The organism is Pseudotamlana agarivorans (assembly GCF_001642835.1).
Classification (GTDB): domain Bacteria; phylum Bacteroidota; class Bacteroidia; order Flavobacteriales; family Flavobacteriaceae; genus Pseudotamlana; species Pseudotamlana agarivorans.
Genome location: NZ_LXEI01000004.1, coordinates 90410 through 106998 on the forward strand (window position 1 = coordinate 90410; position 16589 = coordinate 106998).

The following is a 16589-nucleotide window of genomic DNA, read 5'->3' on the forward strand; positions in this document are numbered from 1 at the left end:
GTAGTGTATATTTGCAGCTCCTAATTGATAGGGCGCGTAGCTCAGTTGGTTCAGAGCACTTGGTTTACACCCAAGGGGTCAGGGGTTCGAATCCCTTCGCGCCCACAGAGTAAAAAGCTTGATGATTTTTCATCAAGCTTTTTTGTTTTTATTCCTGTCGCTATTTCAAAATAATATTGTAATTTCAAATATTGTTGTTTTTAGAAAAAATAGTCACATGCCAAACGATAGTATTCATGATACCTATAGAGCAATTTTTAGCTCACACGGTCACCCTTCTTTAGAAAAGCATATAGAGAAGCTTATCGAATTGGATACCTTTCTGCCTTATAGTTCTACTTTTTTCTGTATTACAAATACTCAAGATTTATCTTTCGAATACGTTAGTAAAAATATACATGCCTGTTTGGGTTTAACCAGCGAGGAAGTCAAGTCTAAAGGCATGCGTTATTTTTGGAGTCGTATGCACCCTGATGACCTAGATTTATGGTTACATGCCCTAAGTGACCTTATGAAGTTTACCTTAAATGAAATTAGTGTAGAGCAGCGTAGTAAAATGACTTACACTTGGAATTATAGGTTAAAGAATAATTGCGATAGCTATGTAAATATCGTTCAAAATACAACGCCATTAGAATTTGATAGTGGTAATAAGCCTATTATAGGTTTAGCTCATTATACCGTTTTAGTTCCCGAAATCAGCATGCCTATTTGTGCATCGGCAAAATTGCTGAATCATAATAATGAATACGAAACGGTATACTATAATAACTTTTCTCAAAAATTACTTTCTGAAGGTATTAGTAACCGCGAACGTGATGTCATTCGTCTTTTGGTCTTAAATCATTCAAGTAAAGTGATTGCTGAAAAGCTTAATATTAGCGCTAATACCGTAGATACTCATAGACGTAATATTCTTAAAAAACTGAATATTTCGTCTACAGGTGAATTGGTTGGTATGATTAAAATGAATACAAATCTCATTTAGATTCAGATCATATTCAAAGGCTTTCTTAGAAACGAATTATCCAAATAACATCTTTTTCTTATAATCGGCATTTTTGGTACTTTATCGAAAATCCCTGGATTTACTCAATTTGAGTATTGTTATACTGTCTATATAATTGCAACTTTGAATTGCTATTAATTAGTTCTTAGGGAGAATTATTTATAGATGTCTGTTTTATATTCGTTATAAGGCAGGCATTTTTTTATTAGGGCCTCCTTTGATTAGTTTTTAAAAAAGATCTAAAACGCGCTCTAAAGCCATACCTCGTGACCCTTTTATTAACACTGTAGCATTTAAAATATCTTGTACCGGTACATTTTCTTTAAAAGTTTCGAATGAAGGGTATAAAGCCAGCTTGTCTGAATGTTCTTGTACCTTGTTAAAATTTTCACCTAAAAAATATAATTTATCAATATTAAGTGAAGTCGCAAGTTTTACAATGTCGGCATGCTCTTTATCGGCTTCTGCACCAAGTTCAAACATATCCCCTAATATGGCTATTTTTTTACCTTCTTGTTTTTCAAAATTCAGTAGGGCAGCCTTCATACTTGTTGGATTCGCGTTATAGGCATCCAGAATAATTTTATTTGTTGCTTTGTTTATAATTTGCGATCTATTATTTGTTGGGATATAGCTTTCAATTGCGGTTTTAATAGCACTGTCGTCGACTTTAAAATAATGTCCGATAGTAATTGCAGCTGCAATATTATTAAAGTTGTAATCACCTATAAGATGACTATGAATTGTTTTATTTTTATAAATGCAGTTTACAAAAGGTTGAGCTTCTTTAAAATCTATAGCGACATCATTGTCATGCTCTGATTTTCCGAAGGTGTATATGTGAGCGTCTTTTGTTTTTTCAATTTGAATGGGGTCATTCGTGTTTACAAATATGGTTTTGTCATACTTGATCAAATGTTGATACATTTCACTTTTCCCTTTTATAACGCCTTCAACACCACCAAAGCCCTCTAAATGGGCTTTTCCGAAATTTGTGATGTAACCATAATCAGGTTTAGCAATATTACATGAAAAAGCGATTTCATTAAGGTGATTGGCTCCCATTTCTACGATACCTATTTCCGTAGTTTTATTCATCGATAGGAGGGTTAGTGGTACACCAATATGATTGTTTAAATTCCCTTTGGTTGCTGTCGTGTTATATTTTTGTGATAGTACAGCGTTGATAAGTTCTTTGGTTGTTGTTTTACCATTGCTACCGGTTAAGGCCACAATAGGAACACCTAAATAACTACGGTGATAAGAAGCGAGCTCTTGAAGTGATTCAAGGACATTGTCTACTAAAATTGTTTGTTCAGAATTATGTGTGGATGCCTCGTCTATAACTGCAAATTTAGCTCCTGATGCTAAAGCTTGGCTAGCATAGTGGTTTCCGTTAAAATTATCACCTTTAAGGGCGAAAAACATATCGTTTGATTTTAGTGTTCTTGTGTCTGTACAAACCCCGTTACAGGTTAAAAATAGATTATGTAATTCTGCTGTTTTCAAAAGGAAAGATTTTATTAAAATAAATGTATAAAAAAAGTCCTAACAACGGGCGTTAGGACTTTAATTTATTGTTTAAAAACTAGAATTAGTTTTTCGTTTTGTTTTTCGTTTTACTTTTTGATCCAACTCTAGACATTGCACATCTAAATCCGATGTAGTCTGTTGCCATATCTTGAGGGAAGTAACGTCTTTGAGCAGGGTCTAACCAGTACTCTCTGTCTTTCCATGAACCTCCTTTGTATACACGTACTTCATCATTAATTAAAGATGTTCTGTGTGATGCTTTGTCATACTCTCTGATAATGTTACCTAATGAATCTCTTGAAATAGAGTGTTTAGGAGAGTTGTACATTTGTCTGGTTTCAGCTTCTGGGTCTTTTCCAAGGTTTTCATCATTGAAGCTCTCAAAATAACGAGAAGAACGTTTATCACCATCACGGTAGTTAATGTGATTACTTCTATCGAAGTTAGTTCTTAAGTATGTTTCGTTTTCATCAACTGGAACTTGTAAAATCTCACCTGGTAAGTCTCTTGCGATAACTCTACCGTTAGATAAAGTGTCATAAACAATATTTCCTGGAGTGACGATTTTTACAGTACCATCATCGTTAATAGCGTTTTTAGTATAAACGTTTCCACGGTAGTAGTTGAAATCGTTAAATTCATCATCGATAATCGGACGGTAAACATCAGATACCCATTCAGCAACGTTTCCAGCCATGTCATATAAACCAAAATCATTTGGATCGTATGATTTTACAGCATTTGTGATATCGGCTCCATCATCAGACCATCCTGCGATTCCACCATAATCTCCTTTTCCTTGCTTAAAGTTAGCCAATTGGTCACCACGTATTTGACGTTTTCCAGAACGTGTGTATTGTCCATCCCATGGGTATTTTTTACGACCACGGTATAAGTTGTAATCTCTAATTTCACTTAATCCTAAAGCAGCATATTCCCACTCTGTTTCGGTTGGTAGTCTGTATTTAGGAGAAAGGATACCTGTTTCACGTGTAGCGTATACACCTGTTTCATTACCTTCTTCATCTACTCTTGCATTTCTACTTCTTGCACGACCATCATGAATTTCTTCATTTCCGCCATAAGTACTTGAAGGGGAGTTGATATAAGTGTCGGTGCTAAAAGTTTGGTCTGCTGTTACTTCTGTGATTTTTGAATCACGTTGTAAATAACCGGAATCTTCTAAATTTTTCTCATTAACACGATCAGATCTCCAGTTTGCAAATTCAACAGCTTGAATCCAGCTAACACCAACTACAGGGTACTCACCATATCCTGGGTGACGTAGGTAGTTGTTTGTCATTACTTCATTAAACCCTAAACGATTTCTCCAAACTAAAGTATCTGGTAAAGCACCATTATAAATAGCTCTAAAGTTTCCTTCTGATGGTGGATAAACACGTTTTAACCAATCTAAGTACTCCATGTACATCATGTTGGTTACCTCAGTTTCATCCATGTAAAAAGATTGGACATGTTGTTGACTTGGACTGTTGTTCCAATCGTGCATTACATCGTCCTGAACACGTCCTTTTGTGAAAGTTCCTCCCTCAATAAATACCAATCCTGGAGCAGTTTCTTGTTCTCTAAAATTTGTATTGTACTGAAAGCCACCCTCTCGAGAATTTAGTTGCCATCCAGTAGCTCTTGAACTATTTCTAGAGCTCGAAGATTTTGAACAACTCGTTGAAGCTATAGCCAGTGCTAATACCGCTAAAACTTTGCATGCGACTACTTTTTTCATATCCATACTTTTAAGTAAGCTAAATCATGTTTTGGTGCTGCAATATAAGAATTATACCGAATATTGCAAGCTATTAATTACATTTTGACTAAAAAAACGTGTATTTCGTCCTGTTTTTTGCGCCTTACAACGATGATTTTATCTGTTTTCCGTTGCCTTTTGTGTTATGTTAACGAAGGTTTAACAAATTTATTATTGTATTTTTGAACTACTTTATAAAAATGTTATTTGTTTAAATAATAACATATTGTTAATGACGTTATTTTATCGATGAAAAATAATTTTTTCCTTTTAATACTGCTAACCACAGTTGGGTTGTTTGCGCAACAAAAAAAATATACGATTACATGGGAAGGCACTCAAACCATATCTGGAACGGGCTTTTCTTTTGAAGTGCCTCATTTTAATTCAGAAAACTTTACTTTTTCAGAGGATGGTCTGCTCTTTACAGATCAGTTGGTAGCTTCAAATCTCGTTAATGAAGCATCAGCTACACTTAGTCAGGTAGTTTATGAAGTCATTAGTGCTTCAGAATTAAAAGATCTTGATGTAAGTAGTGTTCCAGGAGCCTTAGAATTTCAATTAAAAAATACTGCCGCTAGGAACAAGCGTTATGTTAGTTTTCAGTTAAAACCAATCATTAAGGATGCCAATGGAACTTATAAGAAAATTGTTTCTTTTCAATTGAACTATAGTTTGGGTGCCGTCACCAATAGAAGGGCATCCCAAAAGAATTATGTATCGTCAAAAGTTTTGACTAATTCAGTTTTGAATTCTGGAAAATGGTACCGTTTCTACGTTGATACCACAGGGGTTTTTAGGTTATCTAAAAGTTTTTTACAACGTCTGGGTGTCGATGTGAATAATGTGAACCCTAAAAGAATTCGTTTGTTTGGTCATGGGGGCGATATGATTCCATATTCTAATGCTGAACCGTATCCATATGATGTTCCAGAAAATGCTATAAAGTTTGTTGGTGAAGAGGATGGGGTTTTTAACGATCAGGATTATATATTGTTTTATGCTCGCGGTCCGCAAGGGTTTAATGCTGAAAGCAATACGCATATTAATTGTTATGCTGATAAGACCTATTATTATATAAATGTGGGTTCTACAGAAGGAAAACGTATTCAGAATTTTGCTCAGCCTTCGGGTACTCCTGATTTGGTTATTGATAATTATGAAGCGTATCAGTTTCATGAGCTAGATGATTATAATTTAATTTCCTTAGGGAGGCGCTGGTTTGGTGATCGTTTCGATGTTGAAAATCGCCAGGTTTTTGACTTTGATTTTCCGAATATTATTACATCTGAGCCCATTCAGCTACAAGTTTTAGTAGGCGCCGTTAATAGTACCACATGTTCGTTTGATGTTGATGTAAATGGTGCTGCTTTGTCTACCATTACTTTACGTGGTGTTTCTAGTCCGAATTTGGCCTCGGGTAGTTCGCTTAATAGAGCGGTTGATGTGAGTAGTTCTAGGATATCGGTTGGGCTTAATTTCAATAATCAAGGAAATCCAAGTATTGAATCCTATTTAGATTATATTGCCATTGAAGCTAAATGTTCCTTAAGTTTTTCAGGAAAACAATTTCAGTTTAAAAACAGTGCTGTAGAATCTGTATCTGGTATAGCACAGTATAATATATCTAACGCTACGGCAGTTTCGGAAGTGTGGGATGTTACCGATTTGTATAATGTTTCTAGTGTTGCAAACACCCAAAATGATGCTGTATTTAGTTTTACGTCAACCATGGGGAGTTTAAAAACTTATGTGGCCGTAACAGCATCCGATTATTTTACGCCTCAAGTAGATTCGAAAACCGAAGTCGTTAATCAGGATATCAAAGGGAATATATTTAAAAATGCTCAAGGGGATTTTCAAGATATTGACTATATCATTGTAGCGCCAAATAATATGCTTAATCATGCAGAACGTTTAGCAGGTATTAACCGAGAGCAGAATGGTTTGCAAGTTAAAGTGGTAGGCCTAGATGAAATTTATGCCGAATTTAGTACAGGCAATCAAGATGTTGGTGCTATTCGAAATATGGTTAAATATGTATATGATAATGCCAGTGAACCTAGTAAAAGATTAAAGTACTTATGTTTGTTTGGGGATGGCTCTTTCGATTATAAAGATCGTATCCCTAATAATACTAATATAGTGCCTTCTTGGTATTCTTATAACAGTTTTAGTTTGGCTAATTCTTATGTGTCTGATGATTTTTACGGTATGATGGGAGACAATGAAGGGAGTATGGCTTCAACCGACATGTTAGACATTGCAGTGGGCAGAATTGTTGCCGATTCTCAACAGCGGGCCAAAGAGCTTGTTGATAAAGTGGCTCAGTATTACGAAAAGGAATCTTTTGGAAGTTGGCGCAATAATTTTGTAGTGATTTCAGACGATGTCGATGCCGATTGGGAAGGTATTTTACAGGAAACAACCGATAATGTAGGTAATTTGGTTGCTGAGAAAAAGCCTTTTATAAATGTTGTTAAAATTCATAGTGATTCTTATCAGCAAGAAACTTCAGCAGGAGGAAACAGGTATCCTACCGTTAATACGGCAATATCTAATGCAGTTGACAATGGTGCATTGGTTGTTAATTACTTTGGTCATGGGGGGGAAGAAGGTTTAGCCCAAGAGCGTATTTTGGATAAAGTAAATATCGAAAATTTCAGAAATTATAATAAACTCAACTGTTTTGTTACGGTAACTTGTGAGTTTACCCGTTTTGATAATCCATATCGTGAAACTGCTGGAGAGTTTACTTTTTGGAATAAGCAAGCGGGGGCTATTGGTTTAATAACTACAACCAGACAAATTTATGTAAGTTTTGCCATTTCGTTTAATAATATTCTTGGGCAATATTTGTTTTCATATAACGAAAATGACAATTATGGAGATTATGAGTATCCATCTATGGGCGAATCTTTGAGGCTTGCGAAATCCGATCCCGCTGTGTCAAATAACAATCAGCGAAGATTGGTGTTTTTTATTGGTGATCCGGCCATGAAATTAAGCTTTCCTAAACCTAGCATCCGATTAACCAAAATTAACGATGTGCCATTAGCGCAATCAACGGATACATTAAAAGCCTTAAGTAAGGTTAAATTGTCGGGCGAGGTGGTCGATCTTTCTGGGAATGTTTTAAACGATTATTCGGGATTGCTCTCTACTACTATTTATGATAAATATATTGATAGAAGTACTTTGGGGAACGATGGTACACGTTTAAATGGAGAGTTGGTTATTTTAGATTTTAAAACTTTAGGAGAGATTATTTTTAGAGGTCAGGCTTCAGTAAAAAATGGTGCATTTGATTTTGAGTTTGTAGTGCCTAAAGACATTGGTATTCCTGTAGGTTTTGGAAAAGTGAGTTTTTATTCGAAAAATGATGAACTCACTATCAACCAAACTGGAGCTAGTGAAAATACGGTTAAAATTGGTGGTTTGGATGAAAATGCTGCTGAGGACAATATTGGTCCGGTGATTAATCTTTACATGAATGATGAAAACTTTGTGTCTGGAGGCATCACTAACGAATCGCCAACCTTATTAGTGAAATTACAAGATGATAATGGTGTAAATACCGCCAGTGGTATCGGTCATGACATTGTAGCTATTATTGATGGTGATGAAAAAAATCCTATTATTTTAAATGATTATTATCAAACCGAAGTTGACGATTATACGCGTGGTGTTGTTAGTTTCCCAATGAGAGATTTAGAGCCAGGATTGCACACCTTAACCCTTAAGGCTTGGGATGTATACAATAATTCTTCTATTTCCGAAATTCAATTTATAGTGCATGATCAAAATCAAGAATTGGTTATTAATAACGTTCTTAATTACCCAAATCCGTTTGTGAATTATACCGAATTTTGGTTCAACCACAATAGTTCGGAGTCTTTAAGCGTTTCAATACAGATCTTTACGGTGTCTGGAAAACTTGTACGCACTTTAAATGGGAGAACTTCAGGAGGTGCTGTGACAAATAGTTCCTTGTCGCGAGATATTGTTTGGGATGGACGTGATGATTTTGGAGGTAAAATAGGGAAGGGTGTATATGTGTATAAACTTAAAGTGCATTCCGAATTATTGAATAAAACCGTAGAAAAAATAGAGAAACTTGTAATACTGTAAGAAAAATTTATATTTGCTAACTAAACTATATTTCATGAAGAATAAACTATTGTTATTATTAGCTTTTGTGTTTATTTATAAACTAGAGGCCCAAACGACTACTTACATTGAACCAAATAGTAATGATACTAGAGTTATCACCACCGGAATGCCTTTCTTATTAATTGCAGGTGATGCGAGATCAGCGGGTATGGGTGATATGGGAGTAGCAACTTCTGTGGATGCCTTTTCTCAGCAATGGAACTCATCAAAATATGCCTTTTCAGAGACTAAGTCTGGAATAGGTGTGAGTTATACCCCTTATTTAGGGAAATTAGTTAATGATATTTTCTTAGGGAATTTAACGTATTACAATAGATTAGACGAGCGTAGTGCATTTGCTGCTAGTTTAAGATATTTTTCATTAGGAGATATTGAATTTACCGATAACGAATTTGCTACACCATATATCCAGAGGCCTAATCAATTTGCTCTAGACGCCTCTTACGCATTACGATTAAGTGAGCGCTTTTCTATGGGTGTTGCTATGCGATATTTAAGATCTGATTTAAAGTTGAATGATGGAACCAGCGACACAACGCCAGCGAATACTTTTGGTGTTGATATTTCTGGTTACTATCAAAGCGAGGAAGAAGCTTATGCCGATTTTAACGGAAGGTGGCGTGGTGGTTTTGCTATTCAAAATATAGGTCCAAAATTTAAATATGATGAAGGCGGACAGGAAAACTTTCAACCTACAAATTTAAGACTTGGTGGTGGGTTTGATTTTATTTTCGACGATTATAACAAAGTATCAATTACGGCGGAGTTTACAAAACTACTGGTGCCAACCCCTCCAATTTTAGGAGATGAATACGAATTCGTTGATCTTAATGGTAATGGAGAGTATGATGCAGATACAGAGACTAGAAACCTAATCCAGGAAGATGTTATTTACAAAGGTAAATCTGACGATGTAGGCTTCTTTAAAGGGATGTTCCAGTCTTTTGGTGATGCACCAGGTGGATTTAAAGAAGAGATGCAAGAAATTACCTGGGCTTTAGGGGCTGAATATATGTACCAAGATGCGTTTGCATTTAGAGCTGGATATTTTCATGAATCACCAGAAAAAGGAGCTCGACAATTCATGGCTTTAGGTGCAGGATTTAAAGCTAGTGTTGTTAATATAGATTTGTCTTACCTGTTTTCAACGTCTCAAGTTCAGAGTCCATTGGAAGGAACTTTACGTTTCACTTTAACCTTTAATATTGGAGCAGGAACATATACAGAATACTAATAGATATTATACTTAGAAAGAAGAAAACTATTGTGAGAGCAATAGTTTTTTTGTTTCTAGGACTTTCTTAAATTGTAGAAACAAATGAAAGCTTAATGAAAAAAGTAAAAAAAGAGTCTACCATATATGTTTTTGATGATTTGCAAGAGTTACCAAAAGATGTAGCCTATTTAATGGAAAAAGCGATTGAGGCCAGAAGTCGTGCCTATGCTCCCTATTCAAATTTTGAAGTTGGTGCCGCGTTGTTACTCGATAATGACGAAATCATTACAGGTAATAATCAAGAAAATGCTTCATACCCTTCAGGACTTTGTGCCGAGCGTACCGCAATTTACTATGCTGGATCGCAATATCCAGAAGCTAAAGTAATTCGAATGGCGATTTCAGCAAGTTCAAAAATCACCTCAACCGAAACTCCAATTCCGCCTTGTGGTGCCTGTAGACAGGCTATGGTAGAGTATGAAATTAAACAAACACATGCTATCGAGGTGTATTTTATGGGCTCAAAAGGAGCTGTCGCTAAGTCAAACTCGGTAGTAAATTTATTGCCTTTTGTATTTGATAAAACGGCGCTTTTTTAACTTTTTAGTCAGAATCTGCTTATAGATTACCGGCTTAAATTGAAAAAAAATGAAAAATAAGGTGAATAATTGCAGAATAATCAGCGGAGGTTCTAATCACTAGAATTTTAATTTTTTTCTCACTTTAGTGAATTTGAGTTTTCCCATTTCTCCACAATGTGTTACTTTTGTAGTCGCTTATAAATTATCATAAAATTATTCCATGCAAAAAATAACAAAAGAGGTTTACCTCAAATGGTACGAAGACATGTTATTCTGGAGAAAGTTTGAAGACAAACTAGCTGCGGTTTACATTCAACAGAAAGTAAGAGGATTTCTTCACTTATATAACGGACAAGAAGCTGTATTAGCAGGAGCTTTACACGCAATGGACTTAAGTAAGGATAAAATGATTACTGCTTATCGTAATCACGTACAGCCTATAGGTATGGGAGAAGATCCTAAACGTGTTATGGCAGAATTATACGGAAAAGTAACAGGAACATCTAAAGGTATGGGTGGTTCTATGCATATTTTTTCTAAGGAATTTAGATTTTATGGTGGTCACGGTATCGTAGGAGGACAAATTCCTTTAGGTGCTGGTATTGCTTTTGGTGATAAATACCATGGTAGCGATGCGGTAACACTATGTTGTTTTGGTGATGGTGCTGCAAGACAAGGGTCACTTCATGAGGCTTTTAACTTAGCAATGCTTTGGAAATTACCAGTTATATTTGTTTGTGAGAACAACGGATATGCGATGGGAACTTCTGTTGAGCGTACTGCAAACCACACTGATATCTGGAAGTTAGGTTTAGGATACGATATGCCTTCTTCTCCGGTTGATGGGATGAACCCTGTTAAGGTTGCTGAAGCATTTGATGAAGCTATCCAAAGAGGACGTCGCGGTGAAGGACCAACTTTCTTAGAGTTAAAAACTTACCGTTATAGAGGGCACTCAATGAGTGATGCTCAACATTATAGAACAAAAGACGAAGTTGCTGAGTACAAGAAAATTGATCCTATCACGCAAGTGAAAGATATTCTTTTAGAGAAGAAGTACGCAACTGAAGACGATATTAAAGTAATTGATAAACGTGTTAAAGATCGCGTTGCAGAATGCGAGAAGTTTGCAGAAGAATCGCCATTCCCAGAAAAGCAACAGCTTTACGATATGGTCTACGAACAAGAAGATTATCCATTCATTCAACACAAAATATAAGCTATGGCAGTAGTAGTAAATATGCCGCGTTTAAGCGATACCATGGAAGAAGGTACCGTAGCGGCTTGGTTAAAAAAAGTAGGAGATAAAATAGAAGAAGGTGATATTCTAGCTGAAATCGAAACCGATAAAGCAACAATGGAATTTGAATCTTTTAATGAAGGAACCTTATTACATATTGGTGTTCAAGAAGGTGAAACTACTAAAGTAGATGAGCTTTTAGCTATTATTGGTGATGAAGGTGAAGATATTTCAGGTCTATTAAATGGTGGAGGTAGCGCTGATGCTGCTCCAGCAACTGAAACTAAAGAAGAAGAAACCTCTGAGGCGGCTCCTTCAGAAGCCTCTGCGCCAGCTGCTGAATTACCAGAAGGTGTTATCGTGGTTACTATGCCGCGTTTAAGTGATACCATGGAAGAAGGTACTGTAGCCACTTGGTTGAAAAAAGTTGGAGATACGGTTGAAGAAGGTGATATCCTAGCTGAAATCGAAACGGATAAAGCAACTATGGAATTTGAATCATTCCAATCAGGTACTTTATTAGAAATAGGATTACAAGAAGGAGAGTCTGCAAAAGTAGATTCTTTATTAGCAATTATTGGCCCTGCAGGAACCGATGTTTCTGGAGTTGCAGATAACTTTGGTGCTGCACCTGCTGCCGCTCCTGCTAAGGCTGAAGCCCCTAAAGCTGATGCTCCTAAAAAGGAAGCGCCTAAAGCAGCTGCACCAAAACAAGCTGCTGCACCTGCACCAACTGCTGTTCCAGAAGGAGGCCGTGTGTTTGTGTCGCCGTTAGCGAAGAAAATGGCCGAAGAAAAAGGATTTAATATTGCAGATATTCCAGGATCAGGAGAAGGTGGAAGAGTTATTAAACGTGATGTTGAAAACTTTACTCCTAAAGCTGCTGCACCTGCTGCCGCTGCCGGAGCTCCTGTAGCATCAGTTGTAGGAGAAGAGAGTTTTGAAGAAATTAAAAACTCTAACATGCGTAAGGCTATTGCTAAAAACTTAGCAAAATCTAAGTTTACAGCACCTCACTATTACTTAAATGTTGAGTTTAACATGGATAATGCTATTGCATTCCGTAAGGAAGTAAATGCTGTTCCAGATACTAAAGTTTCATTTAACGATATCGTGGTTAAAGCTTGTGCTATGGCATTAAAGCAACATCCTCAAGTAAACTCTCAGTGGTTTGACGATAAAATGAAATTAAATCACCATGTACATATTGGTGTGGCTGTGGCTGTAGAAGATGGTCTTGTAGTACCAGTTGTTAAATTTGCCGATGAGCAAAAGTTAACAAACATTGGAGCTGCTGTTAAAGATTTTGCTATTAAAGCTAAGTCTAAAAAGCTATCACTTGAAGAAATGGAAGGTAGTACATTTACTATCTCTAACTTAGGTATGTTTGGAATCGATAGTTTTACTTCTATCATTAATCAACCTAATTCAGCGATTCTTTCTGTTGGAGCCATTGTTCAAAAACCAGTTGTAAAGGACGGTGAAATTGTAGTAGGAAATACAATGAAACTATGTTTAGCTGCCGACCATAGAACGGTTGATGGTGCTACAGGTGCTCAATTTCTTCAAACCTTAAAAGGATTTATTGAAAACCCAATTTCAATGTTATTGTAAATTAGTGTAATCTCGAAGAGGTCATCTAATTATAATATAAAAACCTGTTTCAGTAAAAAGAAACAGGTTTTTTTTATCTTTATTCCATGGTAAAAATATACGGATTGCTTTTAGCACTTGCAGTTTCAAGTTGCGGGGCACATAAAGAACAGAATGATTTAACTGATAACAAATCAGTTTCAAACAGTGAAAATATTACAGGGCCGATAGCGCTTAAAAGTATAAAGCACAGTGTACATCATTTGGCTTCAGATGGGCTTATGGGACGCAAGACAGGAAGTGAAGGCCTTGAAAAAGCTGCGGTTTATATCGAGAATTTTTTCAAGGATAACCAAGTTAAACCTTATTTTGAAACCTATAGAGATAGCTTTCAAACTAAAGAAAACTTTATTGGCTATAATGTTGTTGGCTATATTGAAGGTCAAGATCCCGTGTTAAAAAATGAATTTGTTATCCTTGGTGCGCACTACGATCATATTGGTACTGCTACTGCGGTTCAAGGTGATGTGATTGCTAATGGAGCTAATGATGATGCTTCTGGAACAGTTGCTGTAATGGAGTGGGCTAAGTATTTTCAGGAAATGAAAAACAATAAACGTAGCATACTATTTACGCTTTATGATGCTGAAGAAATGGGTTTATTAGGCTCTCGTCATCTGGCAAAAAGATTAAAAGACGAAAATTTGGATCTTTACACGATGATTAATTTTGAAATGATTGGTGTGCCTCGTAACCCGGATCAATCTATGGGCTACATCACTGGATACGATCTTTCTAATATGGGAGAAAAACTCAATGTTTATGCAGAGCAAAAGATACTCGGTTATCTAGAAAAAGCTAAGGCTTATAACCTTTTTCAACGTTCCGATAATTTCCCTTTTTATGAAGTCTTCAATATTCCTGCACAGGCTATTTCAACTTTCGATTTTGCTAATTTTGAATATTACCATCATGTAGATGATGAACCTGATAAAATAGATTTTGATCATATGACAACGTTTATCAATAAAATGATTCCGGCGTTAGAAGGGATGATAAATGCACCAACTAAAGAGATTAAACTACATGAGTAAAAACATCATCATCACGGGAACAAGTCGCGGTATAGGCTTCGAATTGGTGCAATTATTCGCTAAGCAAGGCCATCAGGTGTTAGCGCTTTCGCGGAATGACAAACCTATTTGTAACCTTAACTTATCTAATGTAACGTGCTTTTCTTTTGATTTGACCGATGCGAATGCCTATTTAAGGATAGAAGATTTTATCAAAGAAAATTGGACTCAAGTAGATGTGTTAATCAATAACGCAGGCGCCTTGCTGAATAAGCCGTTTTCAGAAATCTCTATGAAAGATTTTGAAAACATATACAGAACCAATGTTTTTGGGGTTGCCGAATTAACCCGTGTGGTATTACCGTTTATGGTAAAGCAAAGCCATGTGGTAACCATTAGCTCTATGGGCGGGGTGCAAGGGAGTATGAAATTCCCAGGGCTAGCAGCCTACAGTTCAAGCAAAGCAGCCGTAATTACTTTAACCGAATTACTAGCCGAAGAATACAAGGAATCTAGAATTTCCTTTAATGTTTTAGCTTTAGGTGCCGTTCAAACCGAAATGCTCGAAGAAGCCTTTCCAGGTTATCAGGCACCCATAACAGCTTTAGAAATGGCAGAGTACATCTTCGACTTTGCACTCAATGGCAATAAATATTATAACGGAAAAATGCTTCAGGTATCTAATTCAACACCTTGATTCTTTTATTAGCGTCCTTTTATGGCCGTATCTAAAGCAGATGCTGTACTGGGGTCGATAACGGTAGCAACTTCAGAGATGGTATTACAAGGAAATCCGCCTTTTTCGGCATGTGCTTTTACCAGGTCTTTGTTTTTGGCTAAATACACGCAATATAATTTGTCTCCAGTTACATAACTATGCAGCCAAGTAATATCGCTTCCCATAGTATCTAGGACGCTACATGATTTCTTGGAAGCCCCGGTTAAATCGGCCATAGACCAACTACCAACATTCGGAATATCTCTTTCAATAACATACATGTTTTGGTTTTCAAGGTTGGTTTGACTTCTTAAGGCTTCAGGAACAACACTTTGCTGCGCGTTTAATTGAAAAGTAATCAGACTTAATGTTAATGCAAAAATAAAATTTAAAACTTTCATAATAACTTGATTTTAAGTGGTTAATGTTTTGTGTTTAACCAAAATTAGTATGAAAAAAGTATAAGTATTTGCACAAATAATTCAAAAAAGAGAAAAATTATTGCATGTTACAAAAGTTCTAAGCCTGGTTTAGGTCTTGAATGTATGCCGAAGGAAGCATATTAAATTTGTTTTTAAAACACTTAGAAAAATAGGCGAGACTGTTAAATCCTGTTGAAAATGCAATTTCTGAAATATTGCCTTGTTGCTGTTCTAATAAGTTTAAGGCCTTCTCTAGTTTATAATCTCTAATAAAAGTGTTGGGTGATTTGCCTGTAAGTGCCATTAGTTTACGGTATAATTGTGATTTGCTGTAACCTAATTCTTTACAAAATGCATCAAGGTTAAAGGAAGGGTTTTGCCAAGAAGCTTCTACAACATCCATAACTTGCAAAAGAAATTTTTCTTCGAGGGGTTTTAGCGCTCGTGTTTTTTCATTGAGTGATAATTTTGTACACTTTTCCTTTTCAAAAAGCTTTTTAACCTCATGTGATATGATGATTTCTGCATTAATGTGTTCACACATGTGACTGGCAAGAGAAATGGCATCTTCAAAGAAACTGGCTTTTTGAGCCACAGGCAATCCTGATGCAATGCCTATTTTTGCTTTATTAAGCGGTGTTTTTTTATAGTGCTCTAAAAGCGATTCGGTATTAAAGGCGCATTGGATAGCTTCTTTAGCCGATTCGAATGAAATTAAATAATTGGTACTGTCTTGTTTTACTAGTGTGCCTTGATGAGTTTCTATTTGTTTTAGTAGCTCTTTGTCAAAATCACCTTGTCCTGTAGCTAGTGTTTTAGAAGGGGGATTTGGTGAAATTGGTAAGCGAATCAACATGATAATTCGAAAAGGGGATTCGTCAATAAAACCATTTTGTGGATCAGGGTCGGAGATTCTACCTAAAAAAGATTCTACTAGATTGGGCTCTACTTCAATAATGGTATTCGGAACATTGCCGTGAGCATGTTTGTGCATATGCTCTATGGCCTCTCTACTTGGAGCTTCAATGAGACAGAAAACGTTTTTACGCTTATTGTCGAACCAATACGTAAAACCACGGCATCCAAATTCGTGTTCAATTTTTAAGTCTTCTTGATGTATTTCCGCTAAAAGTTCTGGCGAAACGTTTTCAGGTACATCGTGGCGATCCATGAATATCGGCATAACACAACTGTTTTGTACACAAATTAAAGATTTTTAGTGTGTTATGCAATTTTGTTCGTTCATCGGTCAGCTTATAAATACAT

At 36.1% G+C, this 16589-nt stretch carries 12 protein-coding genes and 1 tRNA gene; 9 read left to right on the top strand and 4 right to left on the bottom strand.

Annotated features, from left to right (window positions below; all coding sequences use genetic code 11):
- Positions 1–30 precede the first annotated feature (30 nt).
- Both A6I66_RS07485 and A6I66_RS07490 read left to right on the top strand, forming a co-directional pair.
- Positions 31–105 (top strand) — tRNA-Val (locus A6I66_RS07485).
- A gap of 112 nt (positions 106–217) precedes the next feature.
- Positions 218–988, top strand: a complete 771-nt coding sequence (locus A6I66_RS07490; protein ID WP_067147459.1) for a LuxR C-terminal-related transcriptional regulator — start codon at positions 218–220, stop codon at positions 986–988.
- Positions 989–1237: 249 nt separating this feature from the next.
- On the opposite strand, the gene A6I66_RS07495 is transcribed toward A6I66_RS07490, so the two are convergent.
- Positions 1238–2518 (bottom strand): UDP-N-acetylmuramoyl-tripeptide--D-alanyl-D-alanine ligase, encoded by a 1281-nt coding sequence (locus tag A6I66_RS07495; RefSeq protein WP_067147235.1) that lies wholly within the window; start codon positions 2516–2518, stop codon positions 1238–1240.
- Between the two features lie 85 nt (positions 2519–2603).
- Entirely contained in the window at positions 2604–4292 is a 1689-nt protein-coding gene (gene gldJ / locus A6I66_RS07500; protein WP_211267542.1) for a gliding motility lipoprotein GldJ, read from the bottom strand.
- A 264-nt stretch (positions 4293–4556) separates the two neighbouring features.
- On the opposite strand from gldJ, the gene porU reads away from it, so the two are divergent.
- The 7 genes from porU to A6I66_RS07535 all read left to right on the top strand — a co-directional run bounded on the left by porU (position 4557) and on the right by A6I66_RS07535 (position 14880).
- Positions 4557–8438: a type IX secretion system sortase PorU gene (gene porU / locus A6I66_RS07505; RefSeq protein WP_067147237.1), complete on the top strand. Its 3882-nt coding sequence runs from the start codon at positions 4557–4559 to the stop codon at positions 8436–8438.
- Between the two features lie 34 nt (positions 8439–8472).
- Positions 8473–9714: a type IX secretion system outer membrane channel protein PorV gene (porV, locus tag A6I66_RS07510; RefSeq protein WP_067147239.1), complete on the top strand. Its 1242-nt coding sequence runs from the start codon at positions 8473–8475 to the stop codon at positions 9712–9714.
- A 95-nt stretch (positions 9715–9809) separates the two neighbouring features.
- Positions 9810–10295, top strand: coding sequence for a cytidine deaminase (cdd, locus tag A6I66_RS07515; protein ID WP_067147241.1), 486 nt, complete (start codon positions 9810–9812; stop codon positions 10293–10295).
- Between the two features lie 202 nt (positions 10296–10497).
- Positions 10498–11496, top strand: coding sequence for a pyruvate dehydrogenase (acetyl-transferring) E1 component subunit alpha (gene pdhA, locus A6I66_RS07520; protein ID WP_067147243.1), 999 nt, complete (start codon positions 10498–10500; stop codon positions 11494–11496).
- A 3-nt stretch (positions 11497–11499) separates the two neighbouring features.
- Positions 11500–13131 (top strand): dihydrolipoamide acetyltransferase family protein, encoded by a 1632-nt coding sequence (locus tag A6I66_RS07525; RefSeq protein WP_067147245.1) that lies wholly within the window; start codon positions 11500–11502, stop codon positions 13129–13131.
- Positions 13132–13217: 86 nt separating this feature from the next.
- Positions 13218–14204, top strand: a complete 987-nt coding sequence (locus A6I66_RS07530) for a M20/M25/M40 family metallo-hydrolase (RefSeq protein ID WP_067147248.1) — start codon at positions 13218–13220, stop codon at positions 14202–14204.
- A complete protein-coding gene (locus tag A6I66_RS07535; RefSeq protein ID WP_067147250.1) occupies positions 14197–14880 on the top strand; it encodes an SDR family NAD(P)-dependent oxidoreductase in 684 nt (227 codons plus the stop codon). Before A6I66_RS07530 ends, A6I66_RS07535 begins: the two co-directional genes overlap by 8 nt.
- An 8-nt stretch (positions 14881–14888) precedes the next feature.
- Here the strand turns inward: A6I66_RS07535 and A6I66_RS07540 are convergent, their stop codons facing one another.
- Entirely contained in the window at positions 14889–15302 is a 414-nt protein-coding gene (locus tag A6I66_RS07540; protein ID WP_084399556.1) for a DUF4242 domain-containing protein, read from the bottom strand.
- Between the two features lie 118 nt (positions 15303–15420).
- A complete protein-coding gene (locus tag A6I66_RS07545; protein WP_067147252.1) occupies positions 15421–16506 on the bottom strand; it encodes a nickel-binding protein in 1086 nt (361 codons plus the stop codon).
- Positions 16507–16589: the final 83 nt, after the last annotated feature.